Origin of the sequence: Streptomyces sp. NBC_01717, from assembly GCF_036248255.1 — a bacterium.
Lineage (GTDB): Bacteria > Actinomycetota > Actinomycetes > Streptomycetales > Streptomycetaceae > Streptomyces.
This window is the reverse complement of sequence record NZ_CP109178.1, coordinates 8,597,530-8,619,795: the sequence shown is the minus strand read 5'-3', so window position 1 is coordinate 8,619,795 and position 22,266 is coordinate 8,597,530. Positions and strand designations below refer to the sequence as shown.

Sequence of the window (22,266 nt, the reverse complement as noted above, 5' to 3'; positions counted from 1 at the left end):
CTCGTCAGAGCACTTGCGCCGGGTCAGGTCAGGTCAGGTCAGGTCAGGTCAGGTCAGGTCACAGGAGATGCAGGTCCGCCCACGATGGCAGCGTGTCGATTCCCCGGACACGATCACCCCAGGAGAACCCTGCGCTGGATCATGAGCCGCCCCGAGCGCCTTCGCCCCGACGAGGCCGTGGGCCTGAAGGAGGTTTGGGCGGCCTGCCCCGAACTCGACGCCGCCGTCGAGCACGTCCGAAGCTTCGGCGCGCTCATGCAAGAGCACCGCGGCGAAGACCTCGAAGGATGGATGGAGCAGGTCAGACAGCACGATCTGCCCGCCCTACGACGGTTCACCGACGGGCTCCTCCCTCTGGGGCTCCGGCCAGGTCGAGCACCAGGTGACCAGGGTCAAGCTCTTCAAACGCGTCGGCTACGGTCGGGCCAAACTCGGCCTCCTCCGCACCCGCATTACTCCTCCGAGCCTGAGGTGTCCCGCACGTGAGCTCACGGCTCCCGCCCCGAGCCGGCCCCGGAATCAGCTGGCCGCAGACCAACGGCGAACGGGAAGATGCCGTCATGCGCGTTCCTCGTTCCTCGGACCCCGAACTGCTCGACGTCATCGATCGCTACGTCAAGCCCACAACCAACGACATCGGGCGCTACCTCCACCTCCTTCACGCCAACTTCACCCGTGACGACGAGCGTGAGCGCACAGTCTTTCTCCAATCACTGCGCTCGGCCGCCCAGGCGATCACCGATGAGGAACTCGAAATCCTCCTGGAGAGCGAATGGCGCTCCCGCCTCACCGCTGCCTGGCTGATCGGTGTGGACCGCCGTCAGCACTTCCGAGACGTGCTGGGTGACCTGCTTCTCGCCAGCCAGCTGTGCTTCTCGGGTCAGGGCTACTGCTTCGCTCTCGCACGCTTCTGCGCGGAGGAAGATGCCCTGTACCTGACGGCATACCTGGAACGCTATCTCCAACAGCCTGACTGTCAGTACGACCAGCACTGGGCCATCAGCGCGCTCCTCCACATCGACAGTCAGGCTGGAACCGAACACGCCGCCCCCTTCCTCGCCCCCGCAGGCCTGTGGCATCAGTGGACGGACGCCCGGTTCCAGCCCTCGCCGCCGAGCCGGTTCATCGATGAGCTGTGCGCACTGGCGGACTCTCCCAGGTAGACGTCACGAGATCTACGACAGAGCCGCCGAACGTGCACAAATACCTGCCCCTTTGGGCTGGTGCGGGCGCCAGGGGCACCCACTTCGTCAAGATGCGGGACAGGCGTCGCTGTCAGTGTCTGTGAACACACCCCGGCCTCCGCGCCGCCGCGTGCCACCAGTGACCGCACGGGGCGACACCTGCTGCTCACGGCGGTGTCGAGCAACGGGAGCAGGCCTCTCCCGGACCAACCCCGCTCTTCGCTCATTGATTTCAGAGCATGATGAGCAGACGTGTATCCGGCTTGAGCTTCCTATTCACCGAACGGCTCTGCACATACACCTCCAACTTGGGATTGTTCCCCGCCTTCACGGAGACGGTCCCCTGGACATCCGTACCGAACAAAAGGCTGCGTGCCGCGTCGCCCGTATAGGCGCGGTCGGTGTCCTTCTCGACAACAACGACTTCCTTGTTCTGCTGAACCTGAGCCCGGGCGCCCAACTGGTAGTAACACGAACCACGTTCGTACGTCACGCCCGGATGTGAGTTGACGAAGGGACGAATCTCGACTTCCTTGTCGACTTTCAGGAGCCGGTACTTGTCGGCCGGAATCGGTTCGAGGTTCGCCCGCACCTCGGCAACCGATATGTCCTGGCCGACGGCGAACAGGTTCTTCGTGCCGCGCACCCCCTGCTCGCGCCCGCGCAGGAAGCTGGTGGCGGCAGCGCGCACGGTGCCGATCGCCTCCTCGACGCCCTTCTGGGAATCCGCATCCCAGATGGCGATGTTCCCGGCCGGGAAACCGTAGTTCTGGGCGGTGCGCTTGGCCAGGGAGTTCGGAACGAGGATCGCGGAAGTCCAGTGGTCCGCAAGCCCGCTCATCTTCGCCGCGATCTTGTCGAGCCAGGGGCCGAGGACGGCCATGTCGCCGTCGTGCCGCCTGTCGCCGCCGGAGGCGTTCTCCTCACCGTCCGTCACGACGATCTGGAGGAAGCTGTGCTCGCCGTATTCCTCCCAAATATGGCCCAGGTCGTCCAGGGACTTCAGAGAAGCCTCGATGAGGGCCGTAGCGCCATTGTTGACCTGGTACAGCCCCCGCATGGACGGCAGATGCTTCACGTCCATGTCCCAGACCAGATTCTCCACCTTGTGGTCGAACGAGTAGAGGCTGATCCGTGTCTCGTGGCCGAGGCTGTCCGACTCGGCCTTCAACCCCGCCACGAACTCGTCCACAACTCGAATGAGTTGACTCTGGTGCGGTCGCATCGAACCTGAACAGTCCACTACCAGCGCGACGTGATTCACCTTGTGCTGGATCTTGTTTGCGGACACGTTTGTGCTCCCCCTCCGAGGCTCCCCGAGTGATGTCTTCACTTTATTGGGAGGCACTGACAACGGCGTTTGACGCTCAATCACCTGCCTGCATCCAGGTGCGGTGTCCGGCAGCGCGGGTTTGGCGGCCGGTGGCCACACGTCCTTCTTCCGCAGGCTCACCGCGCACTCGTCGCGCCCCACAGACCGGGGGCGGGACACTGCCGGGACCGGCCATGCATGTGCAGCAGCCGCCACACCGCCGCCGGCGGGCAGTCGATTCGGAACCTCCAGGCGATCAGCACCCTGATCCGGGCCAGGGGCCACCACCAGTCCTCCCGGCCATGCATGGCCGGACCCAGCGCCAACTCCTTCTCCGGATCGGCGAGCCGGCCATCGGACGGCTTTGGCATCTACCGCACCGGCCGCAGGAAGTGGCAGTGGCGGCCGCACGCGCCGCACCTGGCCGGCTTGCGGGGCACCGGGCCGACTTCGGTATCTATCGGCGCCCTCACGGCCTCGCGGCGTGCAGGATCGCGGCAGATGCGGCGATCCGGTCGAGGAAGAACAGCGCCGCGACACAAAGAGCGATCCATGCCGACAGCACCACAACACCGCTGACCAGCCCGTCGTGGTGGAAGTAGGCGATCCCGTCCAGTGCGCGGACGCCTACGCCCGGAGGCATCACCGAGGTGAGTGGCTTCAGCCAACCAGGCAGAAATTCGGGCGGCAGCACCCCACCGCTGCTGGCGTTGCCCATCACGATCATGAAGATCGACGCAAGCAGAACTCCGATCGCGCCGAAGATCCGGATCAAAAGTATGGTGGCCGCCGCCACAGCCCCCGCCATCAGCGCCACAAGCCCAGCGATGCCCAGAAAGGGACCGGGTATGGCTCCGAAGGCCGTACTCGCAATGAGTGCTGTCGCCAGCCCGCCAACAACCGCGAACAGCGCCAGACTGCTCACGCGCTGCCCGAAGGAGAGGCGCGGTGCCACTTGGTAGGTCAACTGACCGAAGAGAAACCCTGCCAGCACCAACCCGAATGACGCATAGAAGACCGATAGACCCCGGTTGTCTCCACTCGACAGCGGAAGGATGTCGGTCACGGGCCACTTCTCCCCCGCCGGCCGACAGCCCGGGGCGCACAGACTGGCGAGCGGCGCCACCAGCGCGGACACTGCGGGGCCGTTCGCACCCGCATACACGATCTTGGGCTCGCCGCCGTCGGCCAACAACGCGGCATACGCCTCGCGGTGCTCAACCGCCCAACGGGCTGAGGCGTTGTCCGGGTACCGGTCGACCTGGAAGCCGTCCGGCGAGACACGCTGCAGCCGGACGTCGAATTGTGCCGCGGTCTTGTCTGACGCGGCGACGGCGACCGGCAGCCGGTGCGCCTGGGGCGTATGGAAGGCGGCGAGGAAAACGCTGACGAAGACCAGGCCGATGGTCAGCACAGAGATCACGGGCTTGAGCACCGCCTGCGGACCGGTCAGCCCCGGCCGCCCGGGTGGGGCGTCACTCTGCGGACCTGGGTGGTGGCGGTGTCGCCCCGGCCCCGGGTCGCTATCAGGGATAGGACTTTGACTTGTGGACGGAGTGCTGAGCATGGTCCCTCGGCTTGATCGTGTAAGGTGGCTTATATAAGCTACCTTACGCATGGAGGGGCATCGGTGGCGGTGAAGGATCCCAGTGAGCGCATCGGCTACCTGATTTGGCAGATCTCGCAGGCATACACCCAGCGCTTCGAACGGGCATTGCGCCCACTCGGACTGACCCAGGCGCAATTCAGCACGCTCGTCCGATTGAGCCTGGACGGGCCTCTGTCCAGTGCCGAACTCGCCCGGCGCTGCGGCGTCACCGCACAGTCCATGGGCACGGCGCTGCGGGAGCTGGTCGAGCGTGGACTGGTCGAGCGGCGCCCCCACCCCACGCATGGAAAGATCATCGAAATGTGCGTCACGGCCGCGGGTAAGGCCCTGGCACAACAGGGCGAGACCGCGCTCGAACCGTGCGAGCAGGAGACCCTGGAACCGTTCCTGCCCCAGGAACAGGAACAGGTGCGCAGCCACCTCCGTCGCATGCTCGGCGCCCTCAACGCCCAGGCGCTCGGACCGGGTAACGGGAATCGGCACGACGGGACATGATTGACTTCCGCTCCCCGGGCTAAACCCCGGGGATCCCTACCACGGTCGTGTGACCGTCTCGGTGGGTTCCTGCTTCTTCGCGCTGCGCCGGGACGAGTCCCGGTCTTACCTGCGCTCGACAGGCTGACACCGCCAGTCCGGCGGCCTTGGCGACGTTGACCGCCGCGTTGATGTCCCGGTCCAGGACGGCCCCGCATGCCCCGCACTCCCACACCCGGACGTGCAGGGGCTTGGGGCCGTCCTTGACGCCGCACACACAGCAGACCTGAGAGGTCGGCTCGAACCGGCCGATGCGCACGAAGGTGCGCCCGTACCGGGCAGCCTTGTACTCCAGCATCGCCACGAACGCCGACCATCCAGCGTCGTGGACGGACTTCGCCAGGCGCGTACGGGCAAGTCCCCTGACCGCCAGGTCCTCCACGGCAACCGCTTGGCTATCACGGATGATCCGAGTGGAGAGCTGGTGGTGGAACTCGCGCCGCGCGTCAGCCACCCGTGTGTGAGCGCGAGCGACCTTGAGCCGGGCCTTCATCCTGTTGCTGCTGCCCTGTGCCTTGCGGGACAGACGACGCTGTTCCCGCTTCAGCTTCTTCTCCGCCCGGCGCAAGAAGCGCGGGGATTCGATCTTTGTGCCGTCGGAGAGGACCGCGAAGTGCGACAGCCCCAGGTCGATACCGACCTGACCGGCGACCTCGGGCAGCATCTCTTCCGGGCCCCTCTGCACCACGAAGCTCGCGAAGTACCGCCCGGCCGCGTCCTTGACCACGGTCACCGTGGATGGGGCGGACGGCAGTGTGCGGGACCACTTGACCCGTACGTCGCCGATCTTCGGGAGGGACAGGTCACCGCCGGCCGTGATCTTCCACCGGGCGTTCGCGGTAAACCTGACGGCCTGCCGGCTGTCCTTACCGCTCTTGAAACGGGGAGCGCCCATGCGCGGTCGCTTGCCCTCCAGGCCGTCGAAGAAGTTCCGGTACGCGGTATCCAGATCCCGCAGGGACTGCTGCAGCACCACAGCCGACACCTCACCGAGCCAGGCCCGTTCAGTGGTCCTCTTCGCCTCGGTGATCAGCAGCCTGGACAGGTCCCCGGACTTCGGGAACGGCGCACCCTCCGCACGGGCAGTCTCCCGGGCGCGAAGCGCATCGTTGTAGACCACCCGCGCACACCCGAAGGCCCTTGCCAGCGCCGAGCGCTGAGGACCATTCGGGTACAGACGGAAGCTATACCTCAACTGCACGCCCATCACCCTACCCAGCTGGGTTATGACCGAGTACCAGAACATCCGTACCGGCCGACACTGTCGTTTTCGTCCCTCACGCACACTTCGTTTTCATGACGAAGCACCGGCACACGGTCCTCACCGACACCCACCTCAAACGCATGGAAGAGATCACGCGCGCCGTGTGCACCGACTACGAATGCGAGCTGACCGAGTTCAACGGCGAGAACAACCACGTCCACCTCCTCGTGAACTACCCGCCCAAGACCGCCCTGTCCAAACTGGTCAACAGCCTCAAGGACGTCAGCTCCCGCAGCCTCCGACAGGAATACCCCGAACTGGTCCGGCACTACTGGCAGGCCGAGCGCCTGTGGCCCGGCTCGTACTTCGCCGGATCTGCGGGCGGGGCACCGCTGTCGACCGTCCGCCAGTACATCGAGCAGCAGAACCGTCCGCTCGAGCCCGCAGGTCAGAGCACTTCTCAGAATCGCCTCATCACCGGGCTGAAGCCCGGTGCACTGCGACTAATTCCGGTAGCGCACGGCTCAGCGCTGGAGGACGGGGAGAATTCGATCTTCCGGCCGCCTGCTCGATCTGCTTTGCTCCGGAGCCGAACACCGCGATCGCAGTCATCACCCATACCGGCACGTATGTCGAGCAGGCCCTCACGCCCCAGCCTGTGTGCGCCCCGCCCGGGCCGCGCTGCAGACCGGCCGCTACCCGCCTGAGGAGCGGCGCAGGCGGGGGCCCGAACCGGGCCGCGGCGGTGGCCCCTCCCGAGGGCGCCTCAGCCGCCTACTCCTGGGGCAGCCGGTCGAAGTGGACCTCGATGGCGGGGACGAGCCACTCCATCAGATCCGCGAAGTCGAGTGAGGCCAGCGGCTCCACCGCGAGGACGTAGCGCTGCATGACGAGGCCGGCCAGTTGCGCGGACACCAGGGACGTGAACGCCGGTGTCCGCTCGGTCTCCTCAGGGGCGATCCGGCCCAGGCACGACGCGAAGGCTGCCTCGATCTGGTCGCGGAACGCCTTGGTGGTCGCCTCGTCCGACAGGCTGGTCCGGTAGACGGCGACCAATGCGGGGCGGGTCGACTCGTCCTCCCAGAAGGAGAGGAACGTCCGGGCGATCCACTCTCCGCGGTTCTTCAGCCCGGCTTCCGCCTCCTCGTCCGTGAGGGAGTCGAAGAGGGTGGACATGTCGATCCGGGAGGAAACGGCGTCCTGGAAGAGGCCGTCCTTGTTGTTGAAGAAGTGGTGGATCAGCGCCGGGTGCACCTGCGCCTGCTGGGCGATCCCGCGCATCGTGGTGCCCGAACAGCCCTTGGTGGCGAAGAGTTCGAGCGCGGCCGTGAGGATCTGGGTCCTGGTGCTGCTCTGTCCCGGGCGGCGGCCGCTGCCCTGTGAGGGCCGTCTCCCGCGGGCCGCGGCAACGGGGCGGGCGGCGGTGTGGTTCGGGCAGGGGCCAGGGTCTCCTTCGCTCATTGCCCCCTCCGTGAGTAATTCAGCAGACGAGGCGCGGCGGAGGCACCCGACAAGGTCGACTTCGCGCGAAGCGTGTCTGACCCTGCGCTGCGCGCTCCGGGCGAGGCCCTCATGGCAACCGATCCCCCGTCGCCACGGTTGCGCTGTGGTGGGCGCGGATGAGCGCGATCACGGTGTCGGTGGTGCGGTCCAGGTGGCTGCGTCCATCGGGCAGCTGGGCCTGCGGGCTGATGTAGCTACGCGGCCCGAGGTGGGTGGCCGGGTCGAGCCGATGCACGGTGATCTTCCCCGCGCGGCGGGCGCGGTTCCACCCGCTGCGGCGGAACAGCCGCCAACGCTGAGGGAAGATCCAGGTGCCGACCCGCTCAATCCAGTCGCTCGCGCTGGTGAGCTGATGCACGTGCTCGGCATGGGTGAGGTCGTTGGCGCCGTTGTAGAAGCCACCGAGCGTGATCAGCAGGAGCGGGGAGCGTAGCTGGGTGTGCAGTTCGTCAACAGCGCCGGTGGCGACCTGGGCGCCGCCGCTGTAGCTGAGCAGCACCACAGGGATACCGCTGTCGGGCCGGTAGCCGGCGAGCCGGAGCTGAGTGGCGATCTGGCAGCCGACGGCCCGGTTGTAAAGCGGGCGGTACCGGTGGTCGGCGGCGACGAAGATCTGCATGACGTTGTGCAGGAACAGCAGCAGCCCGATGCGGCGGCGCAGCCACGCCCACACCGGCCTGTCGGCGAGCGGGTCTGCCAGCGGCGAGTAGGGCTGCACCTGACCCAGCACCCGCAGCTCCGGCGCTCCGGCGATCAGCGCCTTGACCAGCTGGCCGCCGTCCCGGGTGTCGCGGACGCGGCGTTTCCCGATCCCGTCCAAGTAGACCAGGTAGGCATCCGGGGGGCTGTCAGGGGCCGCACCCCGGGCATAGGGCAGGCCCTCCGGGAGCTCGGTGGTAGGGGCCCGCCAGCCGGCGCTGTAGGCCAGCACCTCGTAGCGGGCCAGCAGAGCTTCGGCGAGCAGAGCGGGCCCAAGTGCGCAGACCCAGAGCAGGAAGGCGTTCATGCCATCGCCTCCGGTGCCCCAGCTGCACTGATCCTCACGACCATCCGCCGCACCGCCTCTACGGCGGCGCCGAGCCCGGCCCCGGCGACGGCCACGCAACCGGCGGCGCCCCACCAGCCCAGTCCGGTCGCCGTGGCGAGCGGGCCGGCCAGACCGGCCCCGACCCCCACAAGGAGCAGCAGGTGGAGCAGCGGCCCGAGCAAGGGGAATGCAAGGACGGCAGAAAGCACCAGCGGGGCGACCAGGCTTGGTGTCCACACCAAGCCCGTCTCTGACGGAGTGGACAGCACCAGCTCGGCTAGGGTCCACGCGGTCAGCGGCCACAGCGCGAACACAGCACCCTCGACGAGGCCGCCGGGCAGCAGCAACCCGGCCACGAAGGTCCGCGACATGCCGGGCCGGCGCGCCACCAGAGGAAGGATGCGGCCGACGGCCTCCGACAGCCCGGCGAACAGCAGCAGGACGACAACAACAGGTGACATCACTCAGCCTCGCTGTGACGGAGCGACCGGAGCCGGCTGGCTGGCCGAGCCGGCCGCATGCAGGTACCGCTCGAGTTCGTCGGCGGCACGCTCAAATCCACCCGCCTCGTGCTGGGCGACCTGCAGGGTGGTCGCGGCTGCCCGGAACCTTTGGTCGTCGAGGAGACGCCGGGCGAGGACCCGCACGGAGCCCCTGGTGACGTCCTGGGTACGGATCGACAGGCCGGCGCCGAGTTCGACGATACGACGGGCCACCATCGGCTGGTCAGCGCCCTGCGGGACCACCAGCATCGGAACCCCGGCGTACATGGCCTCGTTGACGCTGTTCATCCCGCCATGGGTGACGAACAGCGCCGCGCGGGCCAGCACCTCCGGTTGCGGCACGAAGCGGCGGGCGATCACGTTCGCCGGCAACGGACCCAACGCGGCGGGATCGGTCTGCCCGGTGGAGACGATCACGGTGCCGCCCAGCGGGGCGAGCGCGGTGGCGAAACTGCGCAGCAGCCGCGGAGCGGCGTTGAACACGGTGCCCAGCGAGGCGTACAGCACCGGGTCCTTCAGCCGATCGGCCGGGAACGACGGGTCGACCGGGCGGGCGCCGATGCTTGGGCCGACGAACCGGTAGGACTGGTCGAAGTCCTCGGCGGCAGGCTGGAACGCCCGCGAGGTGTAGACCAGATTGAGCGGCTGACGGACGTTCCCCAAGTCGAGCAGTGGCAACCCATGCGTGTCGAAGCGGCGGCGCAGCGCCCAGCGTGACCGCAGGTAGCCCTGGAGGCTGCTGGGCCGAGCCGCCGCCGCGGCCAGCAGGTCCCACGAGCCGCGGGTGGGGCTGGGCACACGCCGATTGAACGCAAACGTGGTGAACGACGACGCCGCCGGCACGTCGAGTTCGCGGGCGGCGACGGCGCCCCACAAACAGGCATTGTCGTGGACGATCGCGTCGGGCCGGACGCGGCGCAGATCGCTGAGCACGGCGGGCAGCAAGCGGACGGCGGTGCCCGCAAGCCCCTCCATCAGAGTGACGGGCATCGGCGGATCGGGAAGCGGCTGGTCGCCCCCGGGGTAGAGGCACACAGTCGCGCCGGTGGCCTCGATCTCCTCACGGAACGCGGGCGAGGTGTGGTACGTGACGGAGTGGCCGTGCCGAACAAGCTCGGCCACGACGGGCAGCGTCGGGTTGACGTGCCCGTGCATGGCGATGTTGAGGAACGCGAAGGTACTCACAGAGCGACCCCCAATACGGAGGAAGTGGATGCCTCGCCCGGACTGGCCGATGGCGCCGGAGGAACGTCGGCCCGATACAGGCCAGGCCCACTGATGCGCAGCCCGTCGAGAAAGCGCCCCGCCGTGAGGGACGCGGTGCTGATCAGCCGCTGGGAATGTCCGAAGTCCCACGGGGCGGGCCAGGTCTCGACACCGGTCGGCAGCACGACGGTCGGGATGTGCTTGGACACCTCGTGCAGGTCACGCTCGATCTGATGGTGCATCAGCAGCAGTCCCGCCCTGGCGGCGATCGCACTGGCACGTAGGCGCGGGAGGGTTGAGCTCAACGGCGAGCTCTCCGGCCCCGTCGACAGCACCACCACGCTGGCCGCTCCGGCCTGCAGGGCCGCCAGTACCGGGACATAGGCGATCACCCCGCCGTCGACGAGCGTCCGGCCCTCACGATCCACCGGGGGCAGCATCCCGGGAATGGCTGCGCTGGCCAGCAGCGCGGACTCGAGGTCTCCGTGGTCGAGCAGCACCGGGGCACCCGTGACCAGGTCCATGGCCACCGCGGCGAACGGGACCGCCAGTTGCTCGATCCGCGACGGCAGCCCAGCCCGAGCAATCAGCCGACGCAGACCGCGATCGGTGAAGATGCTGGCCCGTGAGGACAGGGAGCCGAGCGGATACACCTCACGGCGACGCAACCGAGTCCACACGTGGTCCAGCCACGGCGCTGCCCTGTCGGGGTGGGCGGCCGCGATTGCCCCGTTGAGGGCGCCCACCGAGGTTCCGACGATCAGGTCCGGGACGAATCCGCGCTCCTCCAGCGCGTACCCGACACCGACATGCGCCGCTCCGAGCACGCCACCGGCGCCCACCACTGCGGCCACGGGACGGGGAAGGGCGCACAAGCCCGCTGACGTCAGGTCCCCGGGCGGGTGGCTCGATGGCAGCGGACGCGCCCCCTTGTCGCCCGTTGTGGTTCGACGCCTCTGATGGCCACGACCACTCGCCGAGTCGCCCCCGCTGAAGCCAAGGCGTGCCGATGAGGCTGTTCTCCGGCAACAAGTAATCCTCATGATCCACCCTTCTCACCACGGCGCCGAATCGGGTCGCTTTCGCAGACCGGGCGGACGCCCGATCTGTGACACCGCCGGCCAGGCCTCACGCCTCAGCCGGTGGGCGTCTCTGCACAGGAGTCCGCGAACACGTCGCCCTTCTCGAGCGCGTTGATACGGGCAATCCCCAGAGAAGCAATGCCCGAGGCGGGGAGCCAAGGGCCGAGGATTCGCACAGGCCAATAGTTAAACACGAGATCGTATTGAATGATACTGTTGCGAACAATACAGTAGTGGTGTAACGAAGGTAGTCGCGCTGAGCAGGGAGATGCGCGTCATAGACGTCTACGAGGGCGCTGCCGCCGCACACCGACTCGTGCTCCAGCGCCTGAGCCGTACCGAGTTCCTGCACCTGCTCGCGAGGGAGGGTTCCCCAGCTCCGGACGCACCGGAGGCCGGCACAGTGCACCGTCGGTCCGGGGGCAACCCGCTTCTCGTGCTCGCCCTTACCCCGCTCGCGCAGCAGGCAGGGAGAGCCCGCCGATTGGAGGACCCGCCCCTCGTGGTCATCGACACCCAGTCCGTGCGCGCGGCCGCGGGGTTCCGAAGACCACGACGGGACTGGACGCGAACAGGAAGACGCCTGGCCGCTAGCGCGGACTCGCAGTCGACGTTCTGGGGTTGATCATCGGTGTCGTCGTCCTGGCCGCATCCGGCCATGACAACGCAGCCGGCATGTCTCTGCTCGACCAGGCCGCCGAGCGGTGCGGCAACCGCTTGGAGAGGGCCCTGGTGGACCAGGGGTTCAAGGACGAAGTCGTCATCCACGGCGCACTGCTGGACATCGCCGTCGACGTCGTCCGCCGCAACCCCGGCGACCAGGGCAAGGGCTTCGTTCCGCAGCCGAAGCGGTGGGTGGTCGAGCAGGTCAACGGCTCGTTGATGCTGCACCGGCGCCTGGCCCGAGAGTACGACCACCGGCCCGACAACTCCGACTCACGCGTCTACTGGGCCTCCACCGCGAACATGATCCGCCGCCTCACCACGCCCGCGCCGGCCTGGCGCGACAGCCTTCAGGCGGCCGCGTGAACGTCACTGAACTCCTGGTGGACCTCCAGGCCCGGCAGAACAAGGCCACCACTCGGGCCGGTGAACTGCGCGACCAGATCGCGCACTTGACCGCCGCCCTGGCCGAGGCCGAGGCGCACCTAGCGGAACTCGCCACGACTCGGAAGGTCATCGCGGAACTCGCCCCGACCGGGCACGAATCCGAACCGCCCGAGTCGGCCACCGCCTACCAGGCCATCCTGAATGCCTTCAACACCCACCCCGATCAGGCGTTCCGGGTCCGCGAACTGTACGAACTCCTTGGCATGCCCACCGACGTCCCGGCCATGAACGTCACCCGCAGCCGCCTTGGACTCCTCACCCGTCAAGGCTTCCTCACTCAACCTGGACGCGGTCTCTACCAGAGACGGACTCAACGCCGCTCTTCGCGGGCTGGTATCGACACGGCCGACGGCCGCCACTCTCGCCCGATCAACCCGAACACCCACGAGTCGGATACCTCGCCGTTCACGACGCAGTCTTCCCGCAACGTCCCTTCACGCACGAATCCGATCTTCTCCAGGACCCGGGCAGATGCCACGTTGCGCGTATCGGTCTCGGCCTGAACTCGATTCAGGTCCAGTGTGTCGAATGCCCACTGCAGCAAGGCGTGCGCGGCCTCCGTCGCGAAGCCGTGGCCCCACATCGCTTCGCCGAGGACGTAGCCCAACGACGCGCTGCGGTAGTCCGGGTTCCATCCGGTCAGACCGCACCAGCCGACGAAGGCCCCGTCAGAAGCACGGTCGATGGCCACCCGCGCCCCGGTGCCTTCGTCCGCCATCTTCCGGCACATCGCGATGAAGCGCTCGGCGCGGGCCCGTTCGTTCCATGGCGGGGAGTCCCAGTAGCGCATCACGTAGGTGCTGCTGTGCAGCGCGAAGAGGCGGTCCGCGTCGGCGTCGGTGAAGGGGCGCAGCCGCAGGCGAGCGGTGTGCAGTATGGGGATGGCCAAAGTCATGCGCACCATCTTGTGTCCCCATGGGGCGGGCAGAACACCGAATATCCGATCTCGGTTCGGTCCTCACGACCAAGGCACCGCCTACCAGCAGATCGTGCACGGCACGGCTGCCCACCGACGACCCAGACATGAACGCCACCCACAGCCGCCTCGCCCGCCAAGGCTTCCTCACCCAACCCGGACGAGGCCACTACTAGAAACGGACTTAACGACCTCTTATTAGTACTCCAGCCGGACGTTGGGTATTCCTGCTCGAGTGCCAAGCCCTCACACACCGTGGCACCGGGCAGCGACGACGAGGCAGCACGTGACACAGAAATCGGTGAGCTCGCCGACTCCAAGGGCGTCACCCAAGCCGAATGGTGTCACCGGTGATGGTGATCCGTTCGGCAGCCAGCGGCTGCGGCGCGGGACCGGCCACGACCGCAGCATCCGTGATGCGGTACCGACTGCCGTGGCAGGGGCAGTTGATGGTGCCATCGCTGACTGCGACGACGGTGCACCCCTTATGGGTGCAGATGGCGGAGAAGCCCTTGAACTCGCCCTCCTTGGGCTGGGTCACCACGACCTCCTGCTCCTCGAAGACCTTGCCGCCTCCGACCGGAATGTCCGAGGTCTTGGCGAGAGCCTCTCCTCCCGGTACGGAACCCTCGGTACTCGCCGCGCCTGCCCTGGTGCTCGGCGTCGCGCCCCGGGTGGTCTCCGGAGTGGATGCCGCCCTCCCGCTCCCGTCCCCGGACGAGCCGCAAGCGGTCACCAGCCCGGCGGCGCCCGCCGCACCTGCCGTGAGTACCGTCCTTCGCCCTGCATACATGGCGTGCTCCCTGCGTGGTGGCCGCGACACCGTGAACCGTCCGTTCCCGGCACAGGCATAGTGACCCCGCGGGCCCGGAGGCCCTAGCAACCTGGCAGCAAGCTCGCCCGAGTGGCAGCAGGCCCAGGACGCGACGACGCACTGACGCCCTCCTACTGGCGTCCCCGCCACCAAGCACACGCCCGCCGTTGCCGCTACAAGCAGCGCCGCCACACGTTCGTGCGACGGCCGCGGACGGCGGGTGGCGGAACGCCAGTGCCACGGCCTCGCGTGGCGTGGCGAACCGGCCGAGGTCATTGCCGATGATGTCCGTGCCCACCCCGTACGTACCGTCGCTGTCTGCGATCAAGCGGGGCGCATCTGACTGACCCGTTCGGGCCCGCCGTAGCAGGTTCTTCACTGGCATGGGTCCGGCCATATTCCTGCCGCGTCCTTCGACGTCCCGGGTCGGCTCGAAGGCTGAAAGCACCCGTCGTAGGTAAGCTGAGACCAGCCCGGCGAGCGCATCCGCGCAAGCGTCTGCGCATCGGGAACGCGCTGCACTGGATGGTCGGCATGGGTGCTCGCAGGAGAACTCGTTCCACAGCAGCAGACCTCCTTTTGCGTCCATCGACCGCCGTGGTCGTGGTCGACGGCGCAGGGGTGGTGAGGGGGTGGAGCGAGGGGGCTGCGAAACTTCTCGGCCGCTCAAGCCCGGAGGTGCTGGGCAGGGCCCTGTCGGAGGTCTTCTCCACGACGGAGAGGGCGATGTATCAGGTGGGCTCCCCTGACTTCGCCGCGCGGCTCAAGGCGGAGCAGGGCTGGAAGGGCCGGCAGGCCGTGTGTCACCGAGACGGCCGCTGTCTCGATCTGGAGATCCGGATCCTGCCCATCCAGGACTCCGGCGATTGTTCGATGCGACTGATTCTCGCCGCCGACACGACTAGGACCTGGTGGTGGAGCGCCGGCCGCTCCCTGCTGGAAGGGATCACCCTCACCGCTCCGGTGGGCGTGGCCATGGTCGACACCGAGCTGCGGCTCACCTGGGTGAACGACGCCATGGAGCGCCAGTGCGGCATCCCCCGCGAGCGCTTCCTGGGGCGGCGCCTGGGAGACGTCCTGCCTGACCTGGATGTGGAGCACACCGAAGCGGAGATACGTCAGGTGCTGGAGACCGGCCGCCCTTCGACGGGCCGTGAGTACTTCGGCCACGTTCTGTCGGAACCGGATCAGGTCGCCTACTCCACCTCGTGCTTCCGCGTGGAGAATGAGGACGGACAACCGCTGGGCGCGTGCTACATCGTCCTTTCCACCACCGAACATCACCGCGCCCGGCAGAAGCTGACACTGCTGAACAAGGCCCATAAGCGCTTGGGCAGCACGCTGGACGTCCCGCTCACAGCACAGGAACTGGCCGACGCCGCCGTCCCCGGGCTCGCCGACCATGTCACCGTCGATCTCCTCGACTCGGTGCTGCGCGGCGAAGAGCTCCCATCCGGCCCGGCCGACGCGACCACCGCGGCCTCCCTCCGCTGCGTCGGTCACCGCTCCGCCCGCGAAGGCGCCCCGCCGCCCATCCCGCCGGGCGAACCTTGCGGCTACCCTCCGCTGTCGACCACGGCACGAGCGCTCATCAGCGGCTCCTCCACTCTGATCCCCGAGTTGGACCCCACCGACCCCCGCTGGACCGCCGACGACCCGGCCCGTGGCGCGTACCTGCGCGACCTCGGCGTCCACTCACTGATGATCGTCCCCATCCGCGCACGCGGCACCACCCTGGGAGCGGCCACCGTTGGCCGTTGGCAGCCCATAGGGCCGTTCCGACCTGACGACCTGGTCCTCGCAGAGGAGCTGGTCGGACATGCCGCAGTCTGCATCGACAACGCCCGCCGCTACACCCATGAGCACGCCGCCGCACTGACCCTCCAGCGCAGTCTGCTCCCCCAGGACCTGCCCGAACAGAACGCAGTCGATGCCGCCTACCGCTACCTGCCCGCCGACACGGCAGCCGGCGTGGGCGGCGACTGGTTCGACGTCATCCCGCTCTCCGGAGCCCGCGTCGCCCTGGTCGTCGGGGACGTGGTCGGACACGGCATCCACGCCGCCGCCACCATGGGGCGGCTCCGCGCCGCCGTGCAGACCCTCGCCGACATCGACTTCACCCCCCACGAGGTGCTGGCCCGCCTGGACGACATGGTCAGCAGGATCGTCGAGGAAACCGACGACGAATCCGGCGCGACCGGGGCGACCTGCCTGTACGCCGTCTACGACCCGGTCGGCCGCCACTGCACCCTTGCCCGCGCAGGTCACCCGGCACCGGTGCTCGTCCCTCCCCACGGCGCCGCCCGGCTTGTGGACCTCCCCAGCGGCCCGCCCCTCGGTCTCGGCGGTCTACCCTTCGAATCCATTCGGATGGACGTCCCCGAGGGCAGCATCCTGGTTCTTTATACCGACGGCCTGATCCAAAGCCACTCCCTCGACGCCGACCAGGGGCTCCAGCAGCTGCTTGACGTCCTGTCCGTCCCGCAGACCCCGCTGGAGGACCTCTGCGACGCCGCCGTCGCAAGTCTCTCGGTCAACCGGCCGGGAGACGACGCGGCACTGCTGCTGGCCCGCACGCAGGCCCTGGGCGAGGATCACGTCGCCTCCTGGGACATCGCCAAGGATCCGGCCGCCGTCGCACCGGCCCGTGCCAGGGCGACCCGGCAACTCGCGGCGTGGGGGCTCGAGGAGCTCGCCTTCACCACCGAGCTGGTGGTCAGCGAACTCGTCACCAACGCCATCCGCTATGCCTCGGGCCCCATCCGGCTACGGCTCATCCGTGACCGCACGCTCATCTGCGAGGTGTCCGACGGCAGCAGCACCTCCCCCCACCTGCGTCACGCCCGGTCCACCGACGAGGGCGGCCGCGGCCTCTTCCTGATCGCCCGATTCGCCCAGCGCTGGGGCGCCCGATACGCCGGTGACGGCAAGACCATCTGGTCCGAACAATCGCTCCGACCCGCCGGGTTCGAGCAGGACGTGCTCAAAGTCTTCGGAGATCTCAGCGACCTCGAGGACAGCGGCCCCCTGGGACGATCGGGCGACCGTGGCTGACGCAGCCTCACGTGCGGAACGGCGATCAGCTCGTCGACCTCGTGCACGCGCGAGGTTTGCGGCCACAGTCGCCGTATCTGCCGGCCGGGTCCGATGCCAGAGTTCCGTGCATCGCCAGGAAGGCGTAGGGATCAATCTCGGCAATCGGCCACAGGTCAGACCCTCACAGGTAGTAGGGATCTCAAGGACGATGCCGCACGACTACCCGCAGGCGCACGGCGAATGCGAGCCCGCTTTTTTGTCTGCCACCGCGCTACACAACTTCGTCCGAACGCACGTGGCTAGGCACACGGACGCCTACGGCGCTGTCGTAACACCCCGCCGCGACCCGGATGATGCTCACCTCGCGACAGGTGCGCTCACCGAAACGACGCCTTTGAAGTCGGTGAGCGTGAGCGTGTTTTGAATGTCGGGGTCGGACGCGAAGTGGATGTCCTGGCGTACGCGTACGATTCGGCCCTCCTTGTCGATCCATACGTCCGCGTCGATCGCGGTGGCGGGGCGCAGGTTGCGCCCGACGGACCTGTCGACCGACTCGATGTCTTTCGGGACGAGGTGGGCCGACACACGGACGGGTTCGCTCCCCCGATGCACGGAGCCGCTGTGACCGAGTATGAGGCGCACGTACTGCGGAAGTCGGTCCGTGGGAATGCCGCCCTTGGCCGCCGCCGCAGGGAACTCCTGCCACACACCGCGGGAGCCGCTTGCACGCCGGTACACCTTCTGCCGGGTGATCACGACGTCTTCGGTGTACTGCTCGGTCTTGTCCGTCGTGCGCCCCGTCAAGGGCGCGTTGAGGTTGATCCGTCCGACCACGAGTTGCAGTCGTCCGGTTCCGGACTGCGTCACGGCTCTGATCGCGGCCGAGTAGGGGGCGTCGTCGGCAGCGGCCAGCCGGTCGAGAACCACCTGCTCGCCGGTTTTCGGTCGCGCGGGTGAGCCTGAGGCGCATGCCGAAAGCATCAGTCCCGAGAGCGCCAGAATCAGGGCCGCCGTCCGGTGGTGAATCAAGGGGTGATCCTCGGAGTACCAGGCCCGGAAGGAGAGCATCCCAGGCCGCAGGGTGGATGGTGGGCTCATTCTTCCCCGCCTCGGGAAGCAGGCGGCGTACGGGGGAGGTGGTGTGATCGAGCGTGCATTGGACGGTTACGGAATTGGCGCCTCCGCCCGTACAACCCTTCCGGCCGACACCGACACCGGGATTTCCGGGCCCGAGTCGGACGCCTGCCGACACACAGCCCGCGCACCTCGACGAAGTACGGGCCCCGGTGGCTCAGACCCTCAGGCGCCAAAGAGGTCGAGGACACCTGCGTCTGGCATCACGGCTGCGCCTCGCCGGCTGGGTGGAGCACGGCCGCTGCAACCCTCAGAACAGGGCGGCCGACGGACCGTTGACGTCGCGCGTCGCATCCTGATCTGCTGCCTTGATCAACGTAGAGATCAACGCAGCGAACGCAGATGCCGAGCAGGGGAGCTGAGGCGATGACGCCCTCGCACGCACCGGGCCCGCCGACCGCCGTGGTCGTACAGAACACCAGGAGCGGCGGTCCCGGCCGGGTCGGGACCTGGCTGCGCGAGGCGGGAATCGGCCTCGAAGTGCTGCGTCCCTATGAGGGTGAGGCCCTGCCCCGGGCGCTCGACGGCAGGCCGCTCCTCGTGCTCGGCGGCGGCTTCCTGCCTGACGACGACGAGCGAGCGCCCTGGCTCCCGGCCACCCGCAGCCTCGTCGCGCAGGCGCTGGACGACGGCACGCCCGTCCTCGGCATCTGCCTCGGTGGCCAGTTGCTCGCACAGGTCGCGGGCGGCAGCGTACGTGCGTGTCACGGGCAGCCCGAGTTCGGCAGCACACAGATCCGGCTGCGCCCCGAAGCCGCCGACGATCCGCTGCTGTACGGGCTCGGCGCGACGGTTCCCGCGATCGAGCGGCACGTCGACGCGATCACCGAACTCCCGCCGGGTGCCTCCTGGTTGGCGTCCAGCGCGACCTGTCCCCACCAGGCGTTCCGGGTCGGGGCGCGGGCCTGGGGTGTGCAGTTTCACCCCGAGGCTGAGGCCGAGCGGATCGCCGGTTGGGACCGGGAGCGGCTGGCCCGGCAGGGCTTCGACAGGGACCGGCTGCACGCCGAGGCCGTGGCCGACGAGGGCGCGGCGGTCTCGGCGTGGTCGGTGTTCACGCAGAGGTTCGCTCGGGTGTGCGCGAGGCTGCCGTGACCGGCCGCGGGGCGGGCGCGGGTGCGGCGGCTCGGCGCCGCCGTCCCACCGACGCGATGACGCTGGTGAGCACGCCCGCGAGCAGCCCCCAGAACGCGGACCCGATGCCGAGCAGCGTCACACCGGAGGCCGTGGCGAGGAAGGTGACGACGGCCGCCTCCCTGGACGCGGGGTCCGACAGGGCACTGGCCAGGGACGCCTCGATCGTGGCGAGCAGGCCGACCCCGGCGACGGCCAGGACGAGCGCGTGAGGCATCGCGGTGAGCAGCGAGGCGACGGTCGCGCCGAGCAGGCCGACGCACAGGTAGAAGACGCCCGCCCATACGGCCGCGAGGTAGCGCCGCTGCCGGTCGGGGTGGGCCCCGTCGCCGGTGCAGACCGCGGCGGTCATCGCCGCCAGGTTGATGCCGAACGCCCCGAACGGCGCGAGTACCGCCTGCACGGCGCCGGTCCACGTCAGGACTGGCGAGACGGGTACCTCGTAGCCGGACCCGCGTAGCACGGCGACTCCCGGCAGATTCTGCGAGGCCATGGTGACGACGAACAGCGGCACGCCGACGCTGATCAGTACTTTCCAGTCGAACTCGGGAGCCGTGAACACCGGTTGCGCGAGCGACAGTCGGACCCGTTCCAGATGCCAGCCCCCGGTGAGGACGGAGGTGACGACTCCGCCGCCGAGCGCGATGAGGACCGCGTAGCGGGGTAGCAGCCGACGCGCGAGGAGATACAGCACGAACACCGGAAACGCGATCGCGAAACTGCCGCCCATCTGGGAAAAGAGTCCCGTCCCGAACTCGAGCAGCACACCGCCGAGCAGCGCCGACGCCAGGGGCACCGGGATCCGGTCCATGACCCGTGCGAACCATCCCGTCAGACCGCTGACCACGATCAGTGCGGCGCTGAACACGAACGCGCCCACGGCCTTGGTCATGGACACCCCGCTCAGGCTCGTGGCGAGGAGCGCGGCTCCCGGCGTCGACCAGGAGGTGACGACCGGGGCCTTGTACCGCAGCGACAGACCCGCGCAGGTCACGGCGATCCCGACGCCGAGTGCCAGCATCCATGAAGAGACCTGCCGCTCGTCCGCCCCCGCGGCCCGCGCCGCGGTGAACACGAGGGCGGCGGCACTGGTCACGCCGACGGTGACCGCGATGAGCCCCGCCGCCACGGCCGAGGGTGGTGCGATGGCGCGTATGCGGGCGAGCGGGGACATGCGGGCATCACTTCCGGAGGGGGCGGGAGAGCAGGTTCCAAGCGTTCCGTGAACGGAACGTTCTGTTTGTGGAACACTAAGGACGCAGGTGGCGGCACGTCAAAGCGCCGGTGGACGCAGAAACGGACGGAACCGGGCGGATGGGTCTGAACGACGAGGTGGGGCGCAGGCTGAAACGGCTACGGCAGGACGACGGCCTGTCACTGTCGGAGCTCTCGCGCCGCTCGGGGGTCGGCAAGGGCACGCTCTCGGAACTCGAGACGGGCCGGCGCAACCCCACCCTGGAAACGCTCTACGCCCTGACCACCGCGCTCGGCCGCCCGCTCAGCTCCGTCCTCGACGACCCGGCGCCCGGCGTAGCAGCGGGCGCGGGCGGAGTCTCCGGCAGCGCCGTCACCGCGGTCCTCCTGGAGCGGTACGAGGACGAGGGCGCGGCCACCGACGTCTTCCGCGTCGCCATCACCGAGGGCGCGACCCAGGAGTCGGCCGCGCATGTCCCGCACACCACGGAGAGCCTGATGGTGCTCTCCGGGACGGCGGTCGTCGGCCTGCCGGGCGCGCCGCAGACGGCCGGTCCCGGCGGCCACGCCCACTGGCCGGCCGACGCCCCGCACTTCTACAGCGCACCGGACGGCGAGGTCCAGGGCGTCCTCTTCGTCCGGTACCCGAAGGGCGCGTCTTCGAAGGATGCTTCCTTGGAAGGGGCTTGACACAACGGACGCTGCGAACTTGGTCGCGGTGCACGCTCTCGCGCAGGCGGGGGCGCGTACGCGGCACGGCGGGCGTCACTTCGTCTCCCCCAGGCTGCGATCCGCCCTCGGTCGCAGCCCCAGGGCCGGGCACCTCCTGATGCCGAGTTTCCCCCGCGCCTTCTGGAGCGGAAGCTACAGCTTGCTCGGCCTCGTGCCGGGCAGTGGTCGTGCTGCACGACAGGGGTGGTGTCCGTCGGTTCGAAGAGAGTCATCGGGGTGTCCTCGTCGTGTTTCCGCGTACGTCGAGGAGGATCTCGGCGACGTGGTCGAGCGCAAGGACCGAGTGGTGGACGGTTCGGGGCATGCTCGTGATCGCGCTGCGCTACCAGGTCCGAGTGGCCGACGACCGCAGCCTCGAACGTAAGGGATGTGCCGCAACTGATCTTGGAATGAAGGTTGGTTGTCAGGACTGGATCCTGGGGACCACTGGGGCGCTCCGTCGCCACGGTCGCGTCGTTCTCGCGGACTGTCCGGCTTGGTCGCTTGGTGTCCAAGGAGACCCAGGGCGCGACCGGTGTCGGGCGGATCTGTCTGGGGAAATGAGCGGCAGAGTCCGCCTGCTATGGTGCGCCGATGTCAGCGATCAAGAAGTTCCAAGTCACCTTTGACTGCGCAGAACCTGAGCGCCTCGCTCGTTTCTGGTGCGAGGTGTTGGGGTATGTCATGCCGCCGCCACCGGAGGGGTTCGCCACCTGGGACGATTTCAACCGCACCCTGCCTCCTGTGGAGCAGGGTTCATGGTTCGCCTGCAGTGATCCCTCAGGCGTGGGCCCGCGCCTGTACTTCCAGCGCGTCCCCGAAGGCAAGATCGTCAAGAATCGGGTGCATCTCGACGTCCGGGTCGGCACCGGGCTCGTGGGGGACGAGCGCCTCGCCACGCTCGAAGCTGAGTGCGCACGACTGGTCGCGCTCGGCGCCACCCACGTGCAAACGCTGTATGCCGATGAGGAAAACGAGTCGTGCATCCCAATGCTGGACATCGAGGGCAACGAATTCTGTATCGACTGAGCATTCGCCGAGCCGGGGAGGCGG

Annotated in this window: 19 protein-coding genes and 3 pseudogenes; 8 read left to right on the top strand and 14 right to left on the bottom strand. The window is 68.4% G+C overall.

The genetic code is table 11. The features are described 5' to 3' along the window. Nucleotides 1-48 precede the first annotated feature (48 nt). Nucleotides 49-312: a hypothetical protein gene (locus tag OHB49_RS39010; protein ID WP_329165641.1), complete on the bottom strand. Its 264-nt coding sequence runs from the start codon at nucleotides 310-312 to the stop codon at nucleotides 49-51. Nucleotides 313-560: 248 nt separating this feature from the next. Here OHB49_RS39010 and OHB49_RS39005 point away from each other — a divergent pair, with 248 nt between their 5' ends. Beyond that, on the top strand, nucleotides 561-1,163 hold the full coding sequence (locus OHB49_RS39005) for a DUF6000 family protein (protein ID WP_329165640.1): 603 nt from the start codon (nucleotides 561-563) through the stop codon (nucleotides 1,161-1,163). Between the two features lie 253 nt (nucleotides 1,164-1,416). On the opposite strand, the gene OHB49_RS39000 is transcribed toward OHB49_RS39005, so the two are convergent. The 3 genes and pseudogenes from OHB49_RS39000 to OHB49_RS38990 form a co-directional block, all read right to left on the bottom strand. Beyond that, nucleotides 1,417-2,475 carry a vWA domain-containing protein gene (locus tag OHB49_RS39000; protein ID WP_329165638.1) on the bottom strand — a complete coding sequence of 353 codons (1,059 nt, stop codon included), beginning with the start codon at nucleotides 2,473-2,475 and terminating at the stop codon, nucleotides 1,417-1,419. Between the two features lie 138 nt (nucleotides 2,476-2,613). Then, nucleotides 2,614-2,840 (bottom strand): annotated as a pseudogene (locus tag OHB49_RS38995) (helix-turn-helix domain-containing protein); the annotation flags it as partial. Between the two features lie 125 nt (nucleotides 2,841-2,965). Continuing rightward, nucleotides 2,966-3,919: an ABC transporter permease gene (locus tag OHB49_RS38990; protein WP_329165635.1), complete on the bottom strand. Its 954-nt coding sequence runs from the start codon at nucleotides 3,917-3,919 to the stop codon at nucleotides 2,966-2,968. Nucleotides 3,920-4,132: 213 nt separating this feature from the next. Here OHB49_RS38990 and OHB49_RS38985 point away from each other — a divergent pair, with 213 nt between their 5' ends. Continuing rightward, nucleotides 4,133-4,600, top strand: coding sequence for a MarR family winged helix-turn-helix transcriptional regulator (locus tag OHB49_RS38985; RefSeq protein WP_329165634.1), 468 nt, complete (start codon nucleotides 4,133-4,135; stop codon nucleotides 4,598-4,600). 19 nt (nucleotides 4,601-4,619) lie between these two features. Here OHB49_RS38985 and OHB49_RS38980 read toward each other — a convergent pair whose 3' ends face one another. Further along, nucleotides 4,620-5,840: an RNA-guided endonuclease InsQ/TnpB family protein gene (locus OHB49_RS38980; protein ID WP_329165633.1), complete on the bottom strand. Its 1,221-nt coding sequence runs from the start codon at nucleotides 5,838-5,840 to the stop codon at nucleotides 4,620-4,622. Nucleotides 5,841-5,865: 25 nt separating this feature from the next. Between OHB49_RS38980 and tnpA the strand changes: the two are divergent. Beyond that, a pseudogene (tnpA, locus tag OHB49_RS38975) lies at nucleotides 5,866-6,277 on the top strand (IS200/IS605 family transposase); the annotation flags it as partial. Nucleotides 6,278-6,617: 340 nt separating this feature from the next. Here the strand turns inward: tnpA and OHB49_RS38970 are convergent. The 5 genes from OHB49_RS38970 to OHB49_RS38950 all read right to left on the bottom strand — a co-directional run bounded on the left by OHB49_RS38970 (nucleotide 6,618) and on the right by OHB49_RS38950 (nucleotide 10,936). Then, the gene (locus OHB49_RS38970) at nucleotides 6,618-7,304 is read right to left on the bottom strand and encodes a TetR/AcrR family transcriptional regulator (RefSeq protein ID WP_329165631.1); all 687 of its coding nucleotides are present in this window, start codon (nucleotides 7,302-7,304) and stop codon (nucleotides 6,618-6,620) included. Between the two features lie 109 nt (nucleotides 7,305-7,413). After that, nucleotides 7,414-8,352 (bottom strand): hypothetical protein, encoded by a 939-nt coding sequence (locus OHB49_RS38965; protein ID WP_329165630.1) that lies wholly within the window; start codon nucleotides 8,350-8,352, stop codon nucleotides 7,414-7,416. Then, nucleotides 8,349-8,834 carry a hypothetical protein gene (locus OHB49_RS38960; protein ID WP_329165629.1) on the bottom strand — a complete coding sequence of 162 codons (486 nt, stop codon included), beginning with the start codon at nucleotides 8,832-8,834 and terminating at the stop codon, nucleotides 8,349-8,351. The genes OHB49_RS38965 and OHB49_RS38960 overlap by 4 nt, the downstream gene beginning before the upstream one ends. 3 nt (nucleotides 8,835-8,837) lie before the next feature. Further along, nucleotides 8,838-10,061 (bottom strand): macrolide family glycosyltransferase, encoded by a 1,224-nt coding sequence (locus tag OHB49_RS38955; protein WP_329165628.1) that lies wholly within the window; start codon nucleotides 10,059-10,061, stop codon nucleotides 8,838-8,840. Continuing rightward, nucleotides 10,058-10,936 carry a patatin-like phospholipase family protein gene (locus OHB49_RS38950; RefSeq protein WP_329165627.1) on the bottom strand — a complete coding sequence of 293 codons (879 nt, stop codon included), beginning with the start codon at nucleotides 10,934-10,936 and terminating at the stop codon, nucleotides 10,058-10,060. Before OHB49_RS38950 ends, OHB49_RS38955 begins: the two co-directional genes overlap by 4 nt. 700 nt (nucleotides 10,937-11,636) lie before the next feature. Between OHB49_RS38950 and OHB49_RS38945 the strand changes: the two are divergent. Beyond that, nucleotides 11,637-12,193 (top strand): annotated as a pseudogene (locus OHB49_RS38945) (transposase); the annotation flags it as partial. Nucleotides 12,194-12,584: 391 nt separating this feature from the next. Here the strand turns inward: OHB49_RS38945 and OHB49_RS38940 are convergent. After that, nucleotides 12,585-13,169, bottom strand: a complete 585-nt coding sequence (locus OHB49_RS38940; protein ID WP_329165625.1) for a GNAT family N-acetyltransferase — start codon at nucleotides 13,167-13,169, stop codon at nucleotides 12,585-12,587. Between the two features lie 346 nt (nucleotides 13,170-13,515). Further along, the gene (locus OHB49_RS38935; RefSeq protein WP_329165623.1) at nucleotides 13,516-13,983 is read right to left on the bottom strand and encodes a Rieske (2Fe-2S) protein; all 468 of its coding nucleotides are present in this window, start codon (nucleotides 13,981-13,983) and stop codon (nucleotides 13,516-13,518) included. Nucleotides 13,984-14,529: 546 nt separating this feature from the next. On the opposite strand from OHB49_RS38935, the gene OHB49_RS38930 reads away from it, so the two are divergent. Further along, nucleotides 14,530-17,058: a SpoIIE family protein phosphatase gene (locus OHB49_RS38930; protein WP_443079611.1), complete on the top strand. Its 2,529-nt coding sequence runs from the start codon at nucleotides 14,530-14,532 to the stop codon at nucleotides 17,056-17,058. Between the two features lie 339 nt (nucleotides 17,059-17,397). Here OHB49_RS38930 and OHB49_RS38925 read toward each other — a convergent pair whose 3' ends face one another. Continuing rightward, nucleotides 17,398-18,138 carry a hypothetical protein gene (locus OHB49_RS38925; RefSeq protein ID WP_329165620.1) on the bottom strand — a complete coding sequence of 247 codons (741 nt, stop codon included), beginning with the start codon at nucleotides 18,136-18,138 and terminating at the stop codon, nucleotides 17,398-17,400. 402 nt (nucleotides 18,139-18,540) lie between these two features. On the opposite strand from OHB49_RS38925, the gene OHB49_RS38920 reads away from it, so the two are divergent. After that, a complete protein-coding gene (locus OHB49_RS38920; protein WP_329165619.1) occupies nucleotides 18,541-19,269 on the top strand; it encodes a type 1 glutamine amidotransferase in 729 nt (242 codons plus the stop codon). On the opposite strand, the gene OHB49_RS38915 is transcribed toward OHB49_RS38920, so the two are convergent. Next, complete coding sequence (locus OHB49_RS38915; RefSeq protein WP_329165618.1) at nucleotides 19,229-20,482, bottom strand: benzoate/H(+) symporter BenE family transporter; 1,254 nt, start codon at nucleotides 20,480-20,482, stop codon at nucleotides 19,229-19,231. The two genes, OHB49_RS38920 and OHB49_RS38915, sit on opposite strands and share 41 nt — an antisense overlap. Nucleotides 20,483-20,622: 140 nt before the next feature. Here OHB49_RS38915 and OHB49_RS38910 point away from each other — a divergent pair, with 140 nt between their 5' ends. Both OHB49_RS38910 and OHB49_RS38905 read left to right on the top strand, forming a co-directional pair. Continuing rightward, nucleotides 20,623-21,192, top strand: a complete 570-nt coding sequence (locus OHB49_RS38910) for a helix-turn-helix domain-containing protein (RefSeq protein ID WP_329165616.1) — start codon at nucleotides 20,623-20,625, stop codon at nucleotides 21,190-21,192. A 615-nt stretch (nucleotides 21,193-21,807) separates the two neighbouring features. Beyond that, nucleotides 21,808-22,242, top strand: a complete 435-nt coding sequence (locus OHB49_RS38905) for a VOC family protein (RefSeq protein ID WP_329165615.1) — start codon at nucleotides 21,808-21,810, stop codon at nucleotides 22,240-22,242. The last annotated feature ends 24 nt before the right edge of the window (nucleotides 22,243-22,266 follow it).